Origin of the sequence: Rhizobium sp. R693, from assembly GCF_002211315.1 — a bacterium.
Lineage (GTDB): Bacteria > Pseudomonadota > Alphaproteobacteria > Rhizobiales > Rhizobiaceae > Rhizobium.
In genome coordinates this window covers 1-14,706 of the sequence record NZ_LOKY01000047.1, presented here as the reverse complement: position 1 = coordinate 14,706, position 14,706 = coordinate 1, and the positions used below count along the sequence as shown (strand labels likewise).

The window sequence follows — 14,706 nt, the reverse complement described above, 5'->3', positions numbered from 1 at the left end:
CACTGAAATCCGGACTGCCTGCCGAGCCACACGACGCTCGATAGATATTACGTGATGCTACGGGCGTTCGCGACCGGGCCGGTCTACTATTTCCATCTTGAATACGACCGGACGGTTCGGTGAACGGCCGAAAAGGAGTGACCGTGTTTCTCGATTATTTTGCACTCGGCGTGTTGGTGTTCGTCGTGGTCACGCTGTTCTACGCGGTGATCGCAATCCACGACATCCCGCACCTGATCGCCAAGGCCAGAAACCATCCGCACCAGGACGCCATCCATGTTGCCGGATGGGTGAGCCTGTTTACGCTGCACGTCATCTGGCCCTTCCTGTTCATCTGGGCCACCATTTATCGCGAGGATCGCGGCTGGGGCATCCGGGCAGACGGCAAGCTGTCGGCCGAGGCCGAAGCCAATGCCGAAATCGCCCGCCTCCACGCACGGCTCGCGGAACTCGAGGCGCCCACGGTAGAGAAGGAGAAAGTCTGATGGAATTACTCCTGATGCTGACCTATGCGGCATTTTGCTTCGCGATCTTCAAGCTGTTCAGGATTCCGGTGAACCAGTGGTCGCTTGCGACGGCTGTTCTTGGCGGCATATTCATCATCGCTGGGCTGGTGCTGCTCATGAGCTACAACCATCCCTACTCCAGCGATGGGCGTATTTACTTTACCTCGGCTCCAGTCATCCCCGTCGTGGGAGGTCAGGTCATAGAGGTGCCGGTCACGCCGAACGCCCCGCTGAAAAAGGGCGATGTTCTCTTCAGGATCGATCCCCGCCCCTATCAGTATACGGTCGATCAGAAAACGGCGTCTCTTGCGGAAGCCAAGCAGACCGTCCTCCAGCTGAAGGCTGCTCTCGACGCCGCCAATTCGGCCGTAACCGGTGCGGAAGCGTCAAGGGATCGCTCGCTGCAAGCCTTCGAGAAGTTCCAAGCATCGAATGAAAATGCAAAATCTAGCGGCAGAGGCGCCGTCTACTCGGAACTCGAAGTCGAGAACCGGCGCGGGATCTACCTGACTGCTGAGGCCGCCGTCGACACGGCCCTTGCTCAGGCAGCACAAGCAAAGCTCGCCTATGAGTCCGAGATCAACGGTACGAATCCCACGGTCGCGCGGCTGGAGGCCGAGTTGGCAAACGCGCAGTACGAGCTCGACCAGACAACGGTGCGCGCGCCGAGCGACGGATACGTGACGCAGGTTTTCCTACGTCCCGGCATGATGGCGAATCCCCTGCCTTTGCGACCGGTGATGGTCTTCATCAACAGCGAGGACCGGATGCTGGCTGCCGCCTTCATTCAGAACTCGCTCCAGCGCGTGCGGGTCGGCGACGAGGCCGAAGTCGCGTTCAAAGCCGTGCCCGGCAAGATCTTCAAGGCGCGCGTCGAGGAAGTCATCGACGTCATGGCGCAAGGCCAATTACAGCCGGGCGGCGCCCTGATCGATCCGCAGTCGCCCGAACGAAGATCGCCGGGGCAGACGCTGGCACGGATCGAAATTCTGGAGAACACCGACGAATACCAACTGCCCGGCGGTGTGGTCGCTGAGGTAGCAGTCTACACACACTACTTTCACCACGTCGCTCTCCTGCGGAAGGTCCTGCTGCGTATGAGCAGTTGGATGAACTACGTCTTCCTCGAACACTGAAACGCATCAGCAATTTTCCGGCCGCTGCTTGGGTTCGGCGGCCGGACAAGCTTGGAGATCAACCACGAGAGAGCAAAGGGAGCCCGAGGTGATAGGCAGCCTACCAGTGTTGCGGGGCCTGGCCGGTTTCAAAAAGGACTGGCTTCGTAGCGATATCCCTGCCGGGTTATCGATCGCCGCTGTGGGTTTGCCGAGCGCCATCGCCTATCCGGCGATTGCTGGCCTGCCGCCGGAAACCGGCATCTATGCCAGCATCGTCGCTCCGATCGCCTATGCAATCTTCGGCCCGTCCCGCCTCCTGATCGTCGGCCCGGATGCCGCCACGATGACGGTGCTTGCGGCCGCGATGGCCGCCATCATTGCAGCCGATCCGGCTGCGGCCAACACCGACCGCGTTGCCATCGCATCGGCGCTCGCTCTTGGCGTCGGCGTGTTCTGCATCTTGGCAAAACTGCTGCGGCTTGGCGTCCTCGCGAGTTTCCTGTCACGTCCAATCCTGGTCGGCTTCTTTGCCGGGGTGTCGCTGTCTATCCTCGTCGGGCAGATCAGCCGCTTCACGGGTGTAAAGATCGAATCCGACGGTCTCCTTGCGCCTGTCGTCGAGATTCTCCGCAAGGCCGCCTTGATCCACTGGCCGTCACTTCTATTCGGCCTCTCAATGTTCGCGCTGCTTTGGATTGTGAAGGCTTTCGACCTCAAGATCCCGGGTCCAGTTCTCGTGGTTGTTATTTCCGTCGTTCTCTCGGCGCTCTTCGACTTCCGCGGACACGGCATGGCCGTCGTGGGCGATATCCCAAGCGGCTTCCCGAGCTTTTCCCTGCCGGCAGTCCATCAGATGCCGCTTGATCAGCTCGTGCTTGGTTCGGCTGTGATCTTCCTGGTGAGCTTCGGCGCCGGCATCGTAACCGCGCGAAGCTTTGGATCGCGCACCGGTGAAGATGTCGATGCGAACCAGGAACTGATCGGCCTCGGCGCAGCCAACATTGCACCCGGCCTGTTCGGTTCATTTCCCATCAGCATGTCGGACTCGAGAACCGCCATAAATCTGTCGACGGGCGGCGTCTCCCAGCTGGCGGGACTGGTCTCCGCCGCCACTCTGGTTGCAGCTCTTGTATTCCTCCACAGCGCCCTGCGGATCCTGCCGATCCCCGCACTCGCTGCCATCCTTGCAACCGCGGCCATCAGTCTTATCGACGTTCAGGAACTCAAGAAGATCTGGCGCATCAGCCGCATGGAGTTCGTCTTTGCGCTTATCGCCATGTGGGGCGCAATCAGCTTCGGCGTCCTCAACGGCGTGGTCGTTGCCGTTGCCGCTACGTTCGTCTACCTCCTGCACAAGACGATGTTTCCGCGTGACGGCCTCCTTGGCCACATTGAAGGTCGGCACGGTTTCTTCGACCTCGCCCGTTTCCCGGAAGCTCGCCCTGTCGAAGGGGCTGCCGTCTTCGCGATCCAGGGCAATATCCTGTTCTACAACGCCGACTATGTCCGCATGCGGCTCACAGCGGTCGCCCGGGAGCTCGCCCCCGGAACCAAGTGCTTCGTACTCGACGCCAGCGCCATCACGCACGTGGACAGCACCGGCGCCGTCGCACTCGATGCCGTGGCCGACGCCTTGGCGAAACGGGATATCGTCTTTGCCATCGCCGATCTTAGCCAGGAAAGCCGCGGCATTCTTGAGCGTGCCGGGGTCATCAAGAAGATCGGCATCCACAATCTTTTCAATGGTCGGGAAGAGGCGTTGCGCGCGCTGATAGGTAATTCCGCAGAACAGTGAAAGCGCACAGCAACATAAAACAATGGAGGGAACGATGGACGAAGCATACGATCCGAAACAAGAGGCTCAAACGGAACGCAAGGGCAAGCAAAAGAAGGCCAAGTCCTGGGACTACAACAAGGAGATCAAGCGCCTGCAAATCGAACTGGCGCATCTGCAGGCATGGGTAAAGAAATCGGGCGCACGGATTGTTATCATCTTCGAAGGCCGTGATGCCGCCGGCAAAGGCGGCATGATCAAGAGGATAACGGAGAAAGTCAGTCCCCGCGTGTTCCGCGTCGTCGCTTTGCCCGCTCCCACCGATCGCGAGAAATCCCAGATCTACATGCAGCGCTATATTGCGCACTTGCCGGCAGCCGGCGAGGTCGTGATCTTCGACCGCAGTTGGTACAACCGGGCGGGGGTCGACCGCGTCATGGGTTTTGCCAGCGAGAAGAAGGCGCAGCGTTTCCTTGAACTGGCGCCCCGCTTCGAGGCGGCCATTGTCGAAAGCGGCGTCATTCTGTTGAAGTATTTCCTGACCGTCAGCGAGGAAGAACAGGAACGCCGCTTCAAGCGCCGCATCGACGATCCGGTCAGGCAGTGGAAACTCAGCCCAATGGACGTCGAGTCCTATCAGCGCTGGTGGGACTATACGCGGGCCTATGACGAGATGCTGCGGATGACGGACAGCAACCACGCGCCGTGGTGGATCGTACCGTCCGACGACAAGGAGCGCGCCCGGATAAACTGCATCTCGCACATCCTGCAGTCGATCCCCTACGAGCGCGTGAAATTCGAGGCACCGGATCTCGGAAAACGGCAGAAGCGGCCATCGAATTACGTTGAGGATCAGGGCTTCAGAAACGTCGTGCCGGAAACGACACGATGAAGCACCATCCGTTCTGGCACCCCTTATGGAAACCCGCGGCATAGGCATACGGCGATGGAGCAACCAACGAGCGGGACAGCGGCGCAAGCTGGTCCCGCGCAGATCTCCGTAGAAGCACGGGTCAGTGACCTGGTGCGGATCGGCATCATTGGGCTGTTCGCCTATTGGAGCCTGCAACTGGTTGCGCCATTCGCGCTGATCATCATCTGGTCCGCAATCCTTGCCGTGGCCCTCTTCCCAATGTTCGACGCCTTGTCCAGGCTGCTGGGAGATCGGCCAGCGCTTTCGGCAACCGTTATTGTCATCGCATGCCTTGTGCTCATCATTGCACCATTGGCGCTTGTCGCAGTCAATTTTGCCGATGCAGTCCAGGCCCTCGTCAGTCAGTTGAAGACCGACAATTTCACGCTGCCCGCCGCGCCGGAAGCGATACGTGGCTGGCCGGTGGTTGGCGAGCGCCTCTATGCCGGCTGGAACCAGGTCGCAAGCAATCTCGCTGCTACGATCATGAAATTCCAGGCACCTCTTCGCGAAATCATGGGCGTCGTTCTCGCCAAGCTGGCTTCGATCGGAGGCGGGGTGTTGAGCTTCGTTGCTTCCATCATTCTCTCCGGCATCTTCCTCACCATGTCTCCTCGCCTCGCGGCAACTATCCAGGTATTGGCAAGCCGCATCGGCGGAGAGAGGGGTGTCGGTTTTGCGCGGCTGGCCGGGTCAACGGTTCGCAACGTCTCGCGCGGCGTCATCGGCGTGGCCCTCCTTCAGACGCTGCTCTGCGGCCTGTGTTTCGCCTTTTTCGACATTCCGGCACGCGGCGCCTTGACCTTTCTCGTGTTCATGCTTTGCCTGATGCAGCTCGGCCCGGGCCTCGTTCTGGTGCCGGCCGTCGTCTGGGCATGGTTCTCCTGGCCGACATCGTTGGCATTCGCCTTTACGGTCGTAGCGATCCCGATCACGGTCGTGGACAATGTCTTGAAGCCGATCTTGATGTCCCGAGGGCTATCGACCCCGATGCCGGTGATCCTCATCGGCGTCATCGGCGGAACCCTTTCGCATGGCTTGCTCGGACTGTTTCTGGGGCCCATTGTCCTCAGCGTGTTCTACGAACTGCTGCGAGCCTGGGCGTGGCCCTCCGCACCTGCCGAACAAACGGCAGCGACCCTACCGCTCGACGACAGGGACAAAAGCATCGAGGGCGCCGCGCCGGGCTGATTCTGGAGAGGATTTCGTCACGCATTTCGTCTCAGGCGCCGTTGCGCAATGTCAGGAACGCATCTGCTTCCCGCCCTGCGTGCCACAGTACAACACTCCTGGATGTCGCGGCAAAGCCGCTCATGCTCGAGGACTTACCGCGCGGAAGCGTTCAAGCGCACAGACGGCTAGATCATAGGATTCGAAAAGCTCGCCAAATGTGTCGCTTGCTGAGAAAGCAGGGAAGTGACGAATCTCGGGAGCCTTCAGCATCAGCCTCTTACGCCCGCGCTCTCGACTCATCGATTGCCTCCGGCCTCCAATCGTATTTTAGAATTTGCAGTGCGTACTCGCTGAAATGTTGGATCGTTCCGTTTGAGGAATTCAACCGCTGCGATGGAGCAGGCATTTGATGGAAACGAGCAGGACCCATATCGCGGATGTCATTGATCCGGGCGACGCTCTCGGCGAAGTCCTGTTCGGACTGATCATGGCGCTGACATTCACGGTCGGCTCGCGGCTCATCTTCACCGAAGAAGGCCTTGACGTTCGAGAGCTGATCGTCGCGACGATCGGATGCAATGTCGCGTGGGGCATCATCGATGCAGTGCTGTTCGTCCTGGGAGCGGTTTTCTACAAGAGCCGGCGCGTGCGCCTCTTCAGGCAGATCAAGGCGGCCAAGAGCGAGCGAGAGGCGATATCCGCGCTTCGGAAGGAATTTCCCATCGACGACGAACCACTTGTTTCCACAGCCGCAGATGAAGAGGTGCTCTACCAAGCCATGCTGGGACTCGCGCGGCGCGGAAGCCCTGCCAAGCTTCGCCTATCGAGAGACGACTTTCTCGCCGCCTTCATTGTTTTTCTCCTGGTATCGGCGACATCGCTACCCGCGGTCATTCCTTTCTTCATGATCGGCAATGCTGACCTTGCCCTGAGAACGAGCAATTTTCTGCTGATTGCCCTGCTCTTCCTGACAGGCTGTGCCTGGGCGCGCTTTTCTGACGCGAAACCGCTCAATGCAGGTATAACGATGACCTGCCTTGGCCTCGTGCTGGTCGGCATTGCAATCGCTCTCGGGGGCTGAGTATGGAGCATCCCATCAAGCCATCGCCCGCGACGAGAACCACAAAGGCAGCGGATTGGGCATTTCCCCTGCGGTTGCATCTCAGCGTCATCATTGTCGGGTTGCTTGCCTGCACGGCACTACCGCTGGTTTGGATGGCATATAGCCAAGGCAAGGTGACCGCCCTTTCCGCCGGCGAAGCGCAAATGCGTCAGCTCGGGTTGCGTACCATCGAGGACTACCGCAATGTCTTTACAAGTGGATATGCCGCGATCGAGACGACCTCTGCCGTTCCGCAAATGCTTACGCCGCCTCCCCAGGACTTACCGGCGAAGCAGAAGCTTCTGCTGCACGCATTGAAGTCATCGTTCCGTATAGACGGAGTCTATGCCGGTTATGCGGACGGGACGTACATGCAAGCGACCAACATTGCGGCAAATCCGACCTGGCGCGACGCCCTGGATGCGCCAGCCGGCGCCGCGTTCGCCGTTCGCACAATCACCAAGGTCATCGGCATTCCGGTGACGACATGGACGTTCTTCGACAAGGACGCTCGTCCCCTCGCTCGCCGTGCCGACCGCGACGATGTCTTCGACCCGCGCTCCCGCCCCTGGTACCGCGCCGCGCTCTCGGAGGGACGGGCAACGTCGGTCGGCCCCTACATTTCGGCTGCAACTAACTACCTCACCTTGACATTTGTCACGCCTGCGGGCGGGGAGGGCCAAGTCGTTGTCGGCGCCGACGTGATGCTGTTGACCTTGGGGGAGGTTCTCGATGTCGGCACGATCTCGAAACAGGCGCATGGCTATGTCTTCGACAACACTGGTCGCCTGATCGTCCATTCCGATCCCGCATTCATGGCGAAGCTGCGCGATAACATTCGTCGCGGGAGAGTGCTATCCGCCGCAGATATCGCGGAAGCGGACCCAGCCATCCCGGCCGTCACGAACCTGGCGCAAGGCCGCGAGTTGCCGGATGGCGATGTCGCGCGCTTTCCGGTGGATGGCCGCGAATATCTAGCCCAGAGCTTCCATGCGGAAGTAGCCGGTATGCTGAACGACTACACTGTGGTCATCGCAGCACCGCTCGACGACCTCGTCGGGCCGGTCGAGCGAACGCTGAGGCGTAACCTTGTTGCCGCGGCCGCCTTCCTGGCCGCCGGCGCAATAGCCGCGATCATTATCTCCCGATTGATCAGCCGGTCGCTCTATGCATTGGCCGACGAGGCAAGACAATTGGGCAATCTGGAATTCCGACAGAGCCGCGTGTCGCACTCCTGGATATTCGAGGTCAACGCGCTCGGGAAAGCGCTCGGCTCCGCCCGCGATACGATCCGAACGTTCTCGCTCTATGTACCGCGCGAACTGGTCCGCAGGATTGTCATCGCCGGTCAATCGGCCATCGGTTCCGCCTCGCAGCAGGAGATCACCGTCCTCTTCACCGACATCCGCGAGTTCACGACGATCTCCGAGCGACATTCGCCCGAAGATGTCGTCGCCCTGCTTTCCACCTATTTCGAAGCCCTCAATTTGATTGTGGAACGCCATGGCGGCACTATCGTCCAATATATCGGCGACTCTGTTTTCGCGATGTGGAACGCACCCGTTCGCGACGAGCGGCATGTCGAAAACGCCTGCCGCTGTGCCTTGTCAATGAAAGCAGCGATCGACGCGATGAACGCTTCCAATCGCGCCGCCGATCGCCCCGAACTTGTCACCCGCTTCGGCCTGCATACCGGCCAGGCTGTTGTCGGCAGTGTCGGCGCTGAGACCCGTCGGCAATACACCGCCATCGGCGACACGGTAAACATCGCCTCGCGGCTGGAAGGTCTGAACCGGGACTATGGAACCTCGATCCTTGTCAGCAGTTCGATCCGCGATGCGGTTGAGGAGAGTTTCAGTTTCATGCCGATCGGAACGGTCAGCGTCAGAGGCCGAACAGGGCAGACAGAGCTCTACGAGCTTCGCGGCTGAGCGCCAGCCTCGGAGGAGAGTTGGGCTGCTCTGCAGCTGGTGGGAACGGGTTCCGCTTGGGAGATTCGCCCAGATCTTTCTAGTTTTAGGGGATTGGTTGCGGGGGGATACTTTCATACCGCCGGTAGGATCGTTATTTGTTTGAAATTCCAACGTTTTTTCAGAATTCTTGGACTGCTCCCCACGACGGAGCATTCAAACAGAAGGAAGAACGAGCTATGAAAAATACCTACCTTCAACGTATTCAAGTCCTCGTATCACGCTCGAAATCCTTAACGGTAATGACCAGCGCGTCCAGGCGCCCCCGGTTTTCCGATGAGGAAGTTCACCAGATTTTCGGACGCACCCGCTGCTACTACACGTTCGCCAATGGTATCCGTCGCGTTGAAGCGGACGGTATCTTCGTGCGCTACGAGCTTAGCAACGAAGGCTCGCTCGGCTATGTCTACCGCAATCCCCTGAACGGCGAAAACTGGCTGTTGTGGGTCATCCACCGTCGGAAGACGCAAACCCTTTGCGCTTGCCCGTGTCAACTGAGCCTAGAGGCGGAGCGCACCGCTCCGCCTCTCCTCACCCTATCAGGAGATATCATCATGGCTATCCGCACTTCCGGCGCAGAAAGCGCGCCCGAAACACTCACTCACAAACACAAGTCATCACGTCAACGGTGGTCGCCCCCCAACCCAAACCGACCGTAATTGAACCGGAAATCCTGCCACCTCTTACCAAGCCGGTGGCAAAGACCACTCTCGTTTCAGGTAGAACGCATTGTCGAACGTGCGCTCGAAAATGAAAATCTGGAGGGCATTGAGTACGGAGCCGAATTGATCGGATGGAGTAAACTGAACGACGGCACCACAGCCGCCATCATCTCCTTCGCGCCTACTGCACGCCCGTCCTGATCTGGCAGAACTTACCCCAAATTCATGAGGTCTATGGCCGAGGTGCGGAAGCATTCCTGGCGAACGCTTCGGCCCGGGTGTTTTTCGGCATCACTAACAATCACACCGCCACCTATGTTGCCAACATGCTCGGCAACATGACGACGCTTTCCAGCTCGTCCGGGGTCAGGCATTCCGGGGAGTTATGGGACAGCGGCAATCGCCAGAAGGGCCACTCCGAAAGCGGGTATTGGCTCCTTGACCCTGCCGAAGTGCAACGCCTCCCCCTCACCCGTACCATCATCAAGTTACGCGCCTCACACCGCCTACGGGTACGGCAAGCTGGAAAACGTCCTGTTTACGCGGGAACTCGACCGCCGCTACCGCCAAAACGGTATTTCAGCCGTCGCCTTCCATCCCGGCGTGGTGCGTTCCAGCTTTGCCAAGGACACCACCCACTTCATGCGGATCATCTATCACACCCCCTTGAAGTATCTGATCACCATCAGCCCGGAGAAGAGCGGTCGCGTACTGACTGCATTCGCCGAGGGGAAGCCCGGAATGGATTGGCAGCCGGGAGAAATGTACTCCAACGGTAAGCCAATGGCCGTCGCGTTCAAGGATGACGGAACGGCCGCGCGCGAACTGTGGGAACGCAGCGAGCACTTCGTCCAAGCATTCCTCTCCGGTGAATCCGCTAGTCATGCAAGGCGTTAGGTAGAGAGCACTGCATCAAAGAGACGCAGTGCCCTCAATGTCCCGAACGGGACGCTTTAAGCGTCGTCCCGTTCAGCTTTCGGCTTGCGGATGGTCAGACGCCCGTTGAGCGGCAGGGCCGTAAGCGTATACGTCGATGCCTTCCCCGTCACTATGGGTCCATCCGGCGCCCGCCTTCAGCCAGTGCGTTTTGTCGCCTTCCCCTTCCACGACGTAGACGGCGTAGTCGGGTTTGCTCTTTTGGGTCGGTTTCATGTTCGGTTCTCCCGTTGGTTATCCGGCTGCGCCTATCGTGGCCGGTCGGGGGATTCTTTGCGCCCGCGTTTCTGAGCCGAAGGCGGACGCAGGCAACGGCAACACGGGAGCGTAGCGAATGGAGCGGGCAGCCGATTGCCGGCGGCAGAAACCGGGCGCATACCCCGACCCTTCCGGCCGCGTGGCACAGCCGGTAACGGGGAACGACAGGACCCGATCCATAGTCAACACGAAACGCCATCACGCTTGGGAAGACCGCCGACGACAACGGCCCGACAGGTTGCGAAGGGCCATGGAAGATGATCGTGGGAAATACAGCCGAACGGTTCCCTGGCAGCCCTTTTCATCAGGCCGCAGATCATCGGAGTACGCTGTTCGGGGATCGGATTGCGGGAACTTGGTTGCCTCTGACGCTACGAAGGATAAGGCACCTTCACCCATGTCGGGGGCTTGTGCCCTGCCGCCTTGTTGATCGTCGCCTTCAACTTCGCGAAAACCTCTTCGGCGGGAATGCCCGGACCCTTGTCCTCAAGACTTGCGGTGATCTCGCGGCGAAACAATTCCTCACGCAGGTCGGGATACGCATCCAATTCCATAAATACCTGCATGGCCGCAAACACGGCCTCGGAAGGATCAAGAAACCGGCCCCGCTCAACTTCGGTCAGACCCATTCGGCGACGGATGGCACGAGATAGGTTTCCAACCGCAAACCATGCTCTGACGCTTCAGCTTTCAAGGCCGTAGCTTGAGCCTTCTGGGCAGCCCAGTATTCCAGGGGGTAAAGATCGTCCTGCTGGTTTTCCATATCGCTCACAGCCTCTCCTCCAGAGCCTCAGCCGTAATATCCTGCCCGCCGTAGAACACACCCAAAACCAGAACATGCGCGTCTTCGACCACAAATGCGATGCTCGCACTGCGCCGGTAGCCGATAATCCGAAGACCCGGAATAAGGCCATCCCTGACCGTTCCCCTCTTGGGGAACGTCGAAAGCTCGGTAATGAATTGACGAATACCGCCAACATAATTCCACGCAACGACAGGCCCGGCTTTGTCGTCTCTGGCAAGGTCAAGGTAAAGCTGGCGCAATTCCCCTTCGGCCCGCTCATGCAGGATGATCTTGTATGTTTTCATCCCCTACTTGGCTTTCGCCAGCAGGGCTTGATGCTCAGCCTCAAGGCGGGCGAAGGCATCATCCAGGGAAACACCCTTGGAAGGATCGCGCTTCAAATCCGCGTAACGACCCGGAATCTCCTGAGCCACCCAACGCTCACGGGCGTCTTCCTGATCCTCCAGCAACCGCAAGCCCGCGCGGACAACCTCGCTGGCATTGTTGTAGCGGCCCGATTCAAGCTGCTTCTTGATGAATTTCTCATAATGTTCGTTCAGCGCAAAACTCGCCATGGCATGTGCCCTCCTGTCCATACCATTATAGGTCGCCGAACCGGAATTAACAACTGTTATCAACTATTGATACCTTATCTTCGTTCTCAAATAGCGCCCGGCCACGATGAAACGTTCACCATGACCGGGCAAGAGACTGCTCTCTTATGAAGGCCCGCCAAGCGGGCTGACAAATCGGCAAGCGAGTTGTGGCGACACCCGTCCGGGTGTCTTTACCGGACCGTGCGGCCTCGGCTTTCGCGGTAGGACGGCGCTCCCGCCGTCCTTGGCACCTTCCGTCCGCGATTGCCACGCTTGGGCTTTCGGGAATTGATGAACGCGGTATCAAGCGAGGTCTTGATGTGAGCCGCGTAGAATTTTTCAATCATTTCGACGCTGGCGCGACAATTCTTGGCAATCGCATAAACATCAGCACCTTCCATAAGCCGAAGGCAAATATAAGTATGACGTAGGCTATAGGCTGTTCTGGGCTTGCCATCCCGGTCCAGCTTAAGGTTCTGCGCTTCAAGAAGGTTATTGAACATCTTGAGATAATTGCCGGGGAACAGGAGGTCGGTCGGCTGGGAAGCCTTGACGACAATCTCGCGCCCTCTTTGTCCTTCCCGCGAACCGGCTTCAGGCGATCGCGCAAGCGCTCATAGGGCTTCACCGCACCCGGCATGGATTTGCACCAGCCGATCCCGCGCTTGCCGCGCACCTCGATTTCAAGGATGCGCTCACGGCTGTCGGGATCTTCGATGATGGTCACGTCCCGGTGCTGGAGCTGCTTGGCCTCGTCCGGGCGCAAGCCCGTGTTTCCCATGAACAGGATAAAGTCATGCAACTGCTCCGCTTCCCAACGGAAGTGCGGGTTCTTCGGCTCCTTGGCATTCTGACGCGTGGCCTCATAGAGCTGCTTGTATTCGACCGGGCTGAACCATGGCCGGTGCGTGATCTTTCCTTGGGTCTTATACGGTGGCGACAGATCGGGAAGATGGTTGAGCCACTTGTGGCGGATGGCCGTTTTCAGGACCTGACGCAACGTACCGACTTCATCATGAAGGGTACTGCGTGCTGACGCCTTGCCAGCCGTGGCCGACCCAATCCGGTGAACACGATAATCCTGAACCGTCCCCGCGTTGATTTCCGAAAGGCCCATTTTGCCAAAGAAGGGGATCAGGTGGAGACGCAAGCGAATGCTATGACCCTCGACCCATTTCTGACTGCGCTCACCTTCGGTAATGACGCCATATTCCTGCTCAAACTTCTTTGCAGCTTCGGCGAAGGTCGTCTCCGTCTTCAATAGTCCTGCTGCCAGCTTGCCCCCTCAAGCCGAGATACCAGTCTTCCGCAAAAGCCTTCGCCTGCTCAAGTCGCGTTTCCTTGGTGCTGGCACGATACTGGCGGCCCTTTACCGATGCCGAGCAATGCCACGTGGGCCCCCCGCGCCGGTAGACGTTGACCTTTCCTCCGAGGATTTCGTGGCTCGTCATACACGCCCCCTGTTCATTTTCTGGTTTCGATGCGGATTCCGATGTGAAGCCGGCCGGCATTCCGATCAAAGACCGGCCACCATTCCGATTTGAAGCCGGCCACCGTTCCAATCAAAGACCGGCCAGTTTCGGCACTGAAGATTACCCCCTGGGTCAGCAACTTTGGCATCAAATAGCTCGCGATGAACGAGGGGATTTTGATGCCGGCAAAGAGAAGGCTGACCATGAGACAGTTACGACAAATGCTGCGGCTTGCCGGAAGTGGGACGAGCTCCCGCGAGATTGCGGTCGTCTTGGGAATTGCACGAAGTACGGTGCAGGATAATCTGCAACGTGCAGCAGCAGTTGGATTGAACTGGCCGTTGCCGGGCGAGCTGACCGACGATGCGCTTGAGCACAAGCTCTTCAGTCGCAACGGCATCAAACAGGGCACGAGAAGACGCGTCGAGCCGAACTGGGCCGATCTTGCCGTCGAGCTCAAAAAACCAGGTGTCACCCTGCTCATCCTCTGGGAGGAGTATCGTGGGTCGCATCCCGAGGGTTACGGCTATTCCCGCTTTTGTGAGCTCTTTCGCGGGTTCGAGCAGCGCCTTTCGCCGACGATGCGTCAGGAGCATGCGGCCGGTGACAAAGTCTTCGTGGACTATTCCTGCAAGAAGATCCCGATCGTTGATCGCAAGACCGGCGAGATCCGCGAGGCGGAGATCTTCGTGGCGGTGCTCGGAGCCTCCAGCTTCACCTATGCTGAAGCGACCTGGACGCAAACACTCCCCGACTGGATTGGCTCGCATGTGCGGATGTTTCGTTTCCTGGGTGGCGTTCCCCGACTGATCGTCCCTGACAATCTGAAGTCGGGCGTCAGTCGCGCCAGCTTTTACGATCCCGAGATCAACCGCAGTTACGGCATGATGGCCTCCCACTATGGCGTCGGTGTGCTTCCTGCACGGCCGCGACGCCCAAAGGACAAATCGAAAGTGGAGAATGGAGTCCGTTTCGCCCAGTCTTGCATTTTGGGGCGGCTGCGCAATCAGACGTTCTTCTCGCTGGCTGAGGCCAACGCTGCCATCAGCCAGGCACTCGATCGCATCAACGACCACGTCATGCGTCGGCTGGGCGTTAGTCGCCGGCAACTGTTTGAGAGTGTCGAACGTGCCGCGCTCGCAAGCCTTCCAAGTGAAGACTACGAATTCGCCGAATGGCGTTTGGCCCGCGTGTCGACAGATTACCACGTCGAGTTCAAAACCTTCCTCTATTCCGTGCCGCACAGTCTCATTCGCCAGCAGGTCGATCTGAGGGCGACAGCACGCACCATCGAGATCTTCCACCGCGGCAAGCGTGCAGATTCCGAGGCAAGCCGCCCCCGCATTCCGAAATGATGCCGCCCCCCAATTCCGAGAATTAACCGCCCCCTTGTTCCGAGATGATGCCGCCCCCTGATTGGGCTGTTTGTCGGGGTGTCCTGC

Annotated in this window: 16 protein-coding genes; 10 read left to right on the top strand and 6 right to left on the bottom strand. The window is 59.1% G+C overall.

Going from position 1 to position 14,706, the window contains the following annotated elements:
- The first annotated feature begins 143 nt into the window (after positions 1-143).
- The 9 genes from ATY79_RS26335 (at position 144) to ATY79_RS31760 (ending at position 10,115) form a co-directional block, all read left to right on the top strand.
- Positions 144-485, top strand: a complete 342-nt coding sequence (locus ATY79_RS26335; protein WP_088692239.1) for a DUF3302 domain-containing protein — start codon at positions 144-146, stop codon at positions 483-485.
- Positions 485-1,642: an HlyD family secretion protein gene (locus tag ATY79_RS26330; protein ID WP_088705431.1), complete on the top strand. Its 1,158-nt coding sequence runs from the start codon at positions 485-487 to the stop codon at positions 1,640-1,642. The genes ATY79_RS26335 and ATY79_RS26330 overlap by 1 nt, the downstream gene beginning before the upstream one ends.
- An 88-nt stretch (positions 1,643-1,730) precedes the next feature.
- Positions 1,731-3,419 carry a SulP family inorganic anion transporter gene (locus ATY79_RS26325; RefSeq protein WP_088705430.1) on the top strand — a complete coding sequence of 563 codons (1,689 nt, stop codon included), beginning with the start codon at positions 1,731-1,733 and terminating at the stop codon, positions 3,417-3,419.
- Positions 3,420-3,453: 34 nt separating this feature from the next.
- A complete protein-coding gene (gene ppk2 / locus ATY79_RS26320; RefSeq protein ID WP_088705429.1) occupies positions 3,454-4,290 on the top strand; it encodes a polyphosphate kinase 2 in 837 nt (278 codons plus the stop codon).
- A 54-nt stretch (positions 4,291-4,344) separates the two neighbouring features.
- Complete coding sequence (locus tag ATY79_RS26315; RefSeq protein WP_088692214.1) at positions 4,345-5,502, top strand: AI-2E family transporter; 1,158 nt, start codon at positions 4,345-4,347, stop codon at positions 5,500-5,502.
- 391 nt (positions 5,503-5,893) lie between these two features.
- Positions 5,894-6,565, top strand: coding sequence for a VIT1/CCC1 transporter family protein (locus tag ATY79_RS26310; protein ID WP_088692215.1), 672 nt, complete (start codon positions 5,894-5,896; stop codon positions 6,563-6,565).
- 2 nt (positions 6,566-6,567) lie between these two features.
- Positions 6,568-8,517, top strand: coding sequence for an adenylate/guanylate cyclase domain-containing protein (locus ATY79_RS26305; RefSeq protein WP_088705428.1), 1,950 nt, complete (start codon positions 6,568-6,570; stop codon positions 8,515-8,517).
- Between the two features lie 218 nt (positions 8,518-8,735).
- Positions 8,736-9,215: a hypothetical protein gene (locus ATY79_RS26300; protein WP_088692620.1), complete on the top strand. Its 480-nt coding sequence runs from the start codon at positions 8,736-8,738 to the stop codon at positions 9,213-9,215.
- A 441-nt stretch (positions 9,216-9,656) separates the two neighbouring features.
- Positions 9,657-10,115: a hypothetical protein gene (locus tag ATY79_RS31760; RefSeq protein WP_245306822.1), complete on the top strand. Its 459-nt coding sequence runs from the start codon at positions 9,657-9,659 to the stop codon at positions 10,113-10,115.
- A gap of 72 nt (positions 10,116-10,187) precedes the next feature.
- Here ATY79_RS31760 and ATY79_RS26290 read toward each other — a convergent pair whose 3' ends face one another.
- The 6 genes from ATY79_RS26290 to ATY79_RS31755 form a co-directional block, all read right to left on the bottom strand.
- Entirely contained in the window at positions 10,188-10,370 is a 183-nt protein-coding gene (locus ATY79_RS26290; RefSeq protein WP_245312460.1) for a hypothetical protein, read from the bottom strand.
- A 413-nt stretch (positions 10,371-10,783) separates the two neighbouring features.
- Complete coding sequence (locus ATY79_RS31055) at positions 10,784-10,966, bottom strand: hypothetical protein (protein WP_189637134.1); 183 nt, start codon at positions 10,964-10,966, stop codon at positions 10,784-10,786.
- Positions 10,967-11,031: 65 nt separating this feature from the next.
- Entirely contained in the window at positions 11,032-11,184 is a 153-nt protein-coding gene (locus ATY79_RS31050) for a hypothetical protein (protein WP_189637135.1), read from the bottom strand.
- Positions 11,181-11,501 (bottom strand): type II toxin-antitoxin system RelE/ParE family toxin, encoded by a 321-nt coding sequence (locus ATY79_RS26280; protein ID WP_088692622.1) that lies wholly within the window; start codon positions 11,499-11,501, stop codon positions 11,181-11,183. The genes ATY79_RS31050 and ATY79_RS26280 overlap by 4 nt, the downstream gene beginning before the upstream one ends.
- Before the next feature lie 3 nt (positions 11,502-11,504).
- On the bottom strand, positions 11,505-11,771 hold the full coding sequence (locus ATY79_RS26275; RefSeq protein WP_088692623.1) for a type II toxin-antitoxin system ParD family antitoxin: 267 nt from the start codon (positions 11,769-11,771) through the stop codon (positions 11,505-11,507).
- A 364-nt stretch (positions 11,772-12,135) separates the two neighbouring features.
- Positions 12,136-13,053, bottom strand: a complete 918-nt coding sequence (locus ATY79_RS31755) for a hypothetical protein (RefSeq protein ID WP_245312459.1) — start codon at positions 13,051-13,053, stop codon at positions 12,136-12,138.
- 414 nt (positions 13,054-13,467) lie between these two features.
- Here ATY79_RS31755 and istA point away from each other — a divergent pair, with 414 nt between their 5' ends.
- Complete coding sequence (istA, locus tag ATY79_RS26265) at positions 13,468-14,619, top strand: IS21 family transposase (RefSeq protein ID WP_245312458.1); 1,152 nt, start codon at positions 13,468-13,470, stop codon at positions 14,617-14,619.
- Positions 14,620-14,706: the final 87 nt, after the last annotated feature.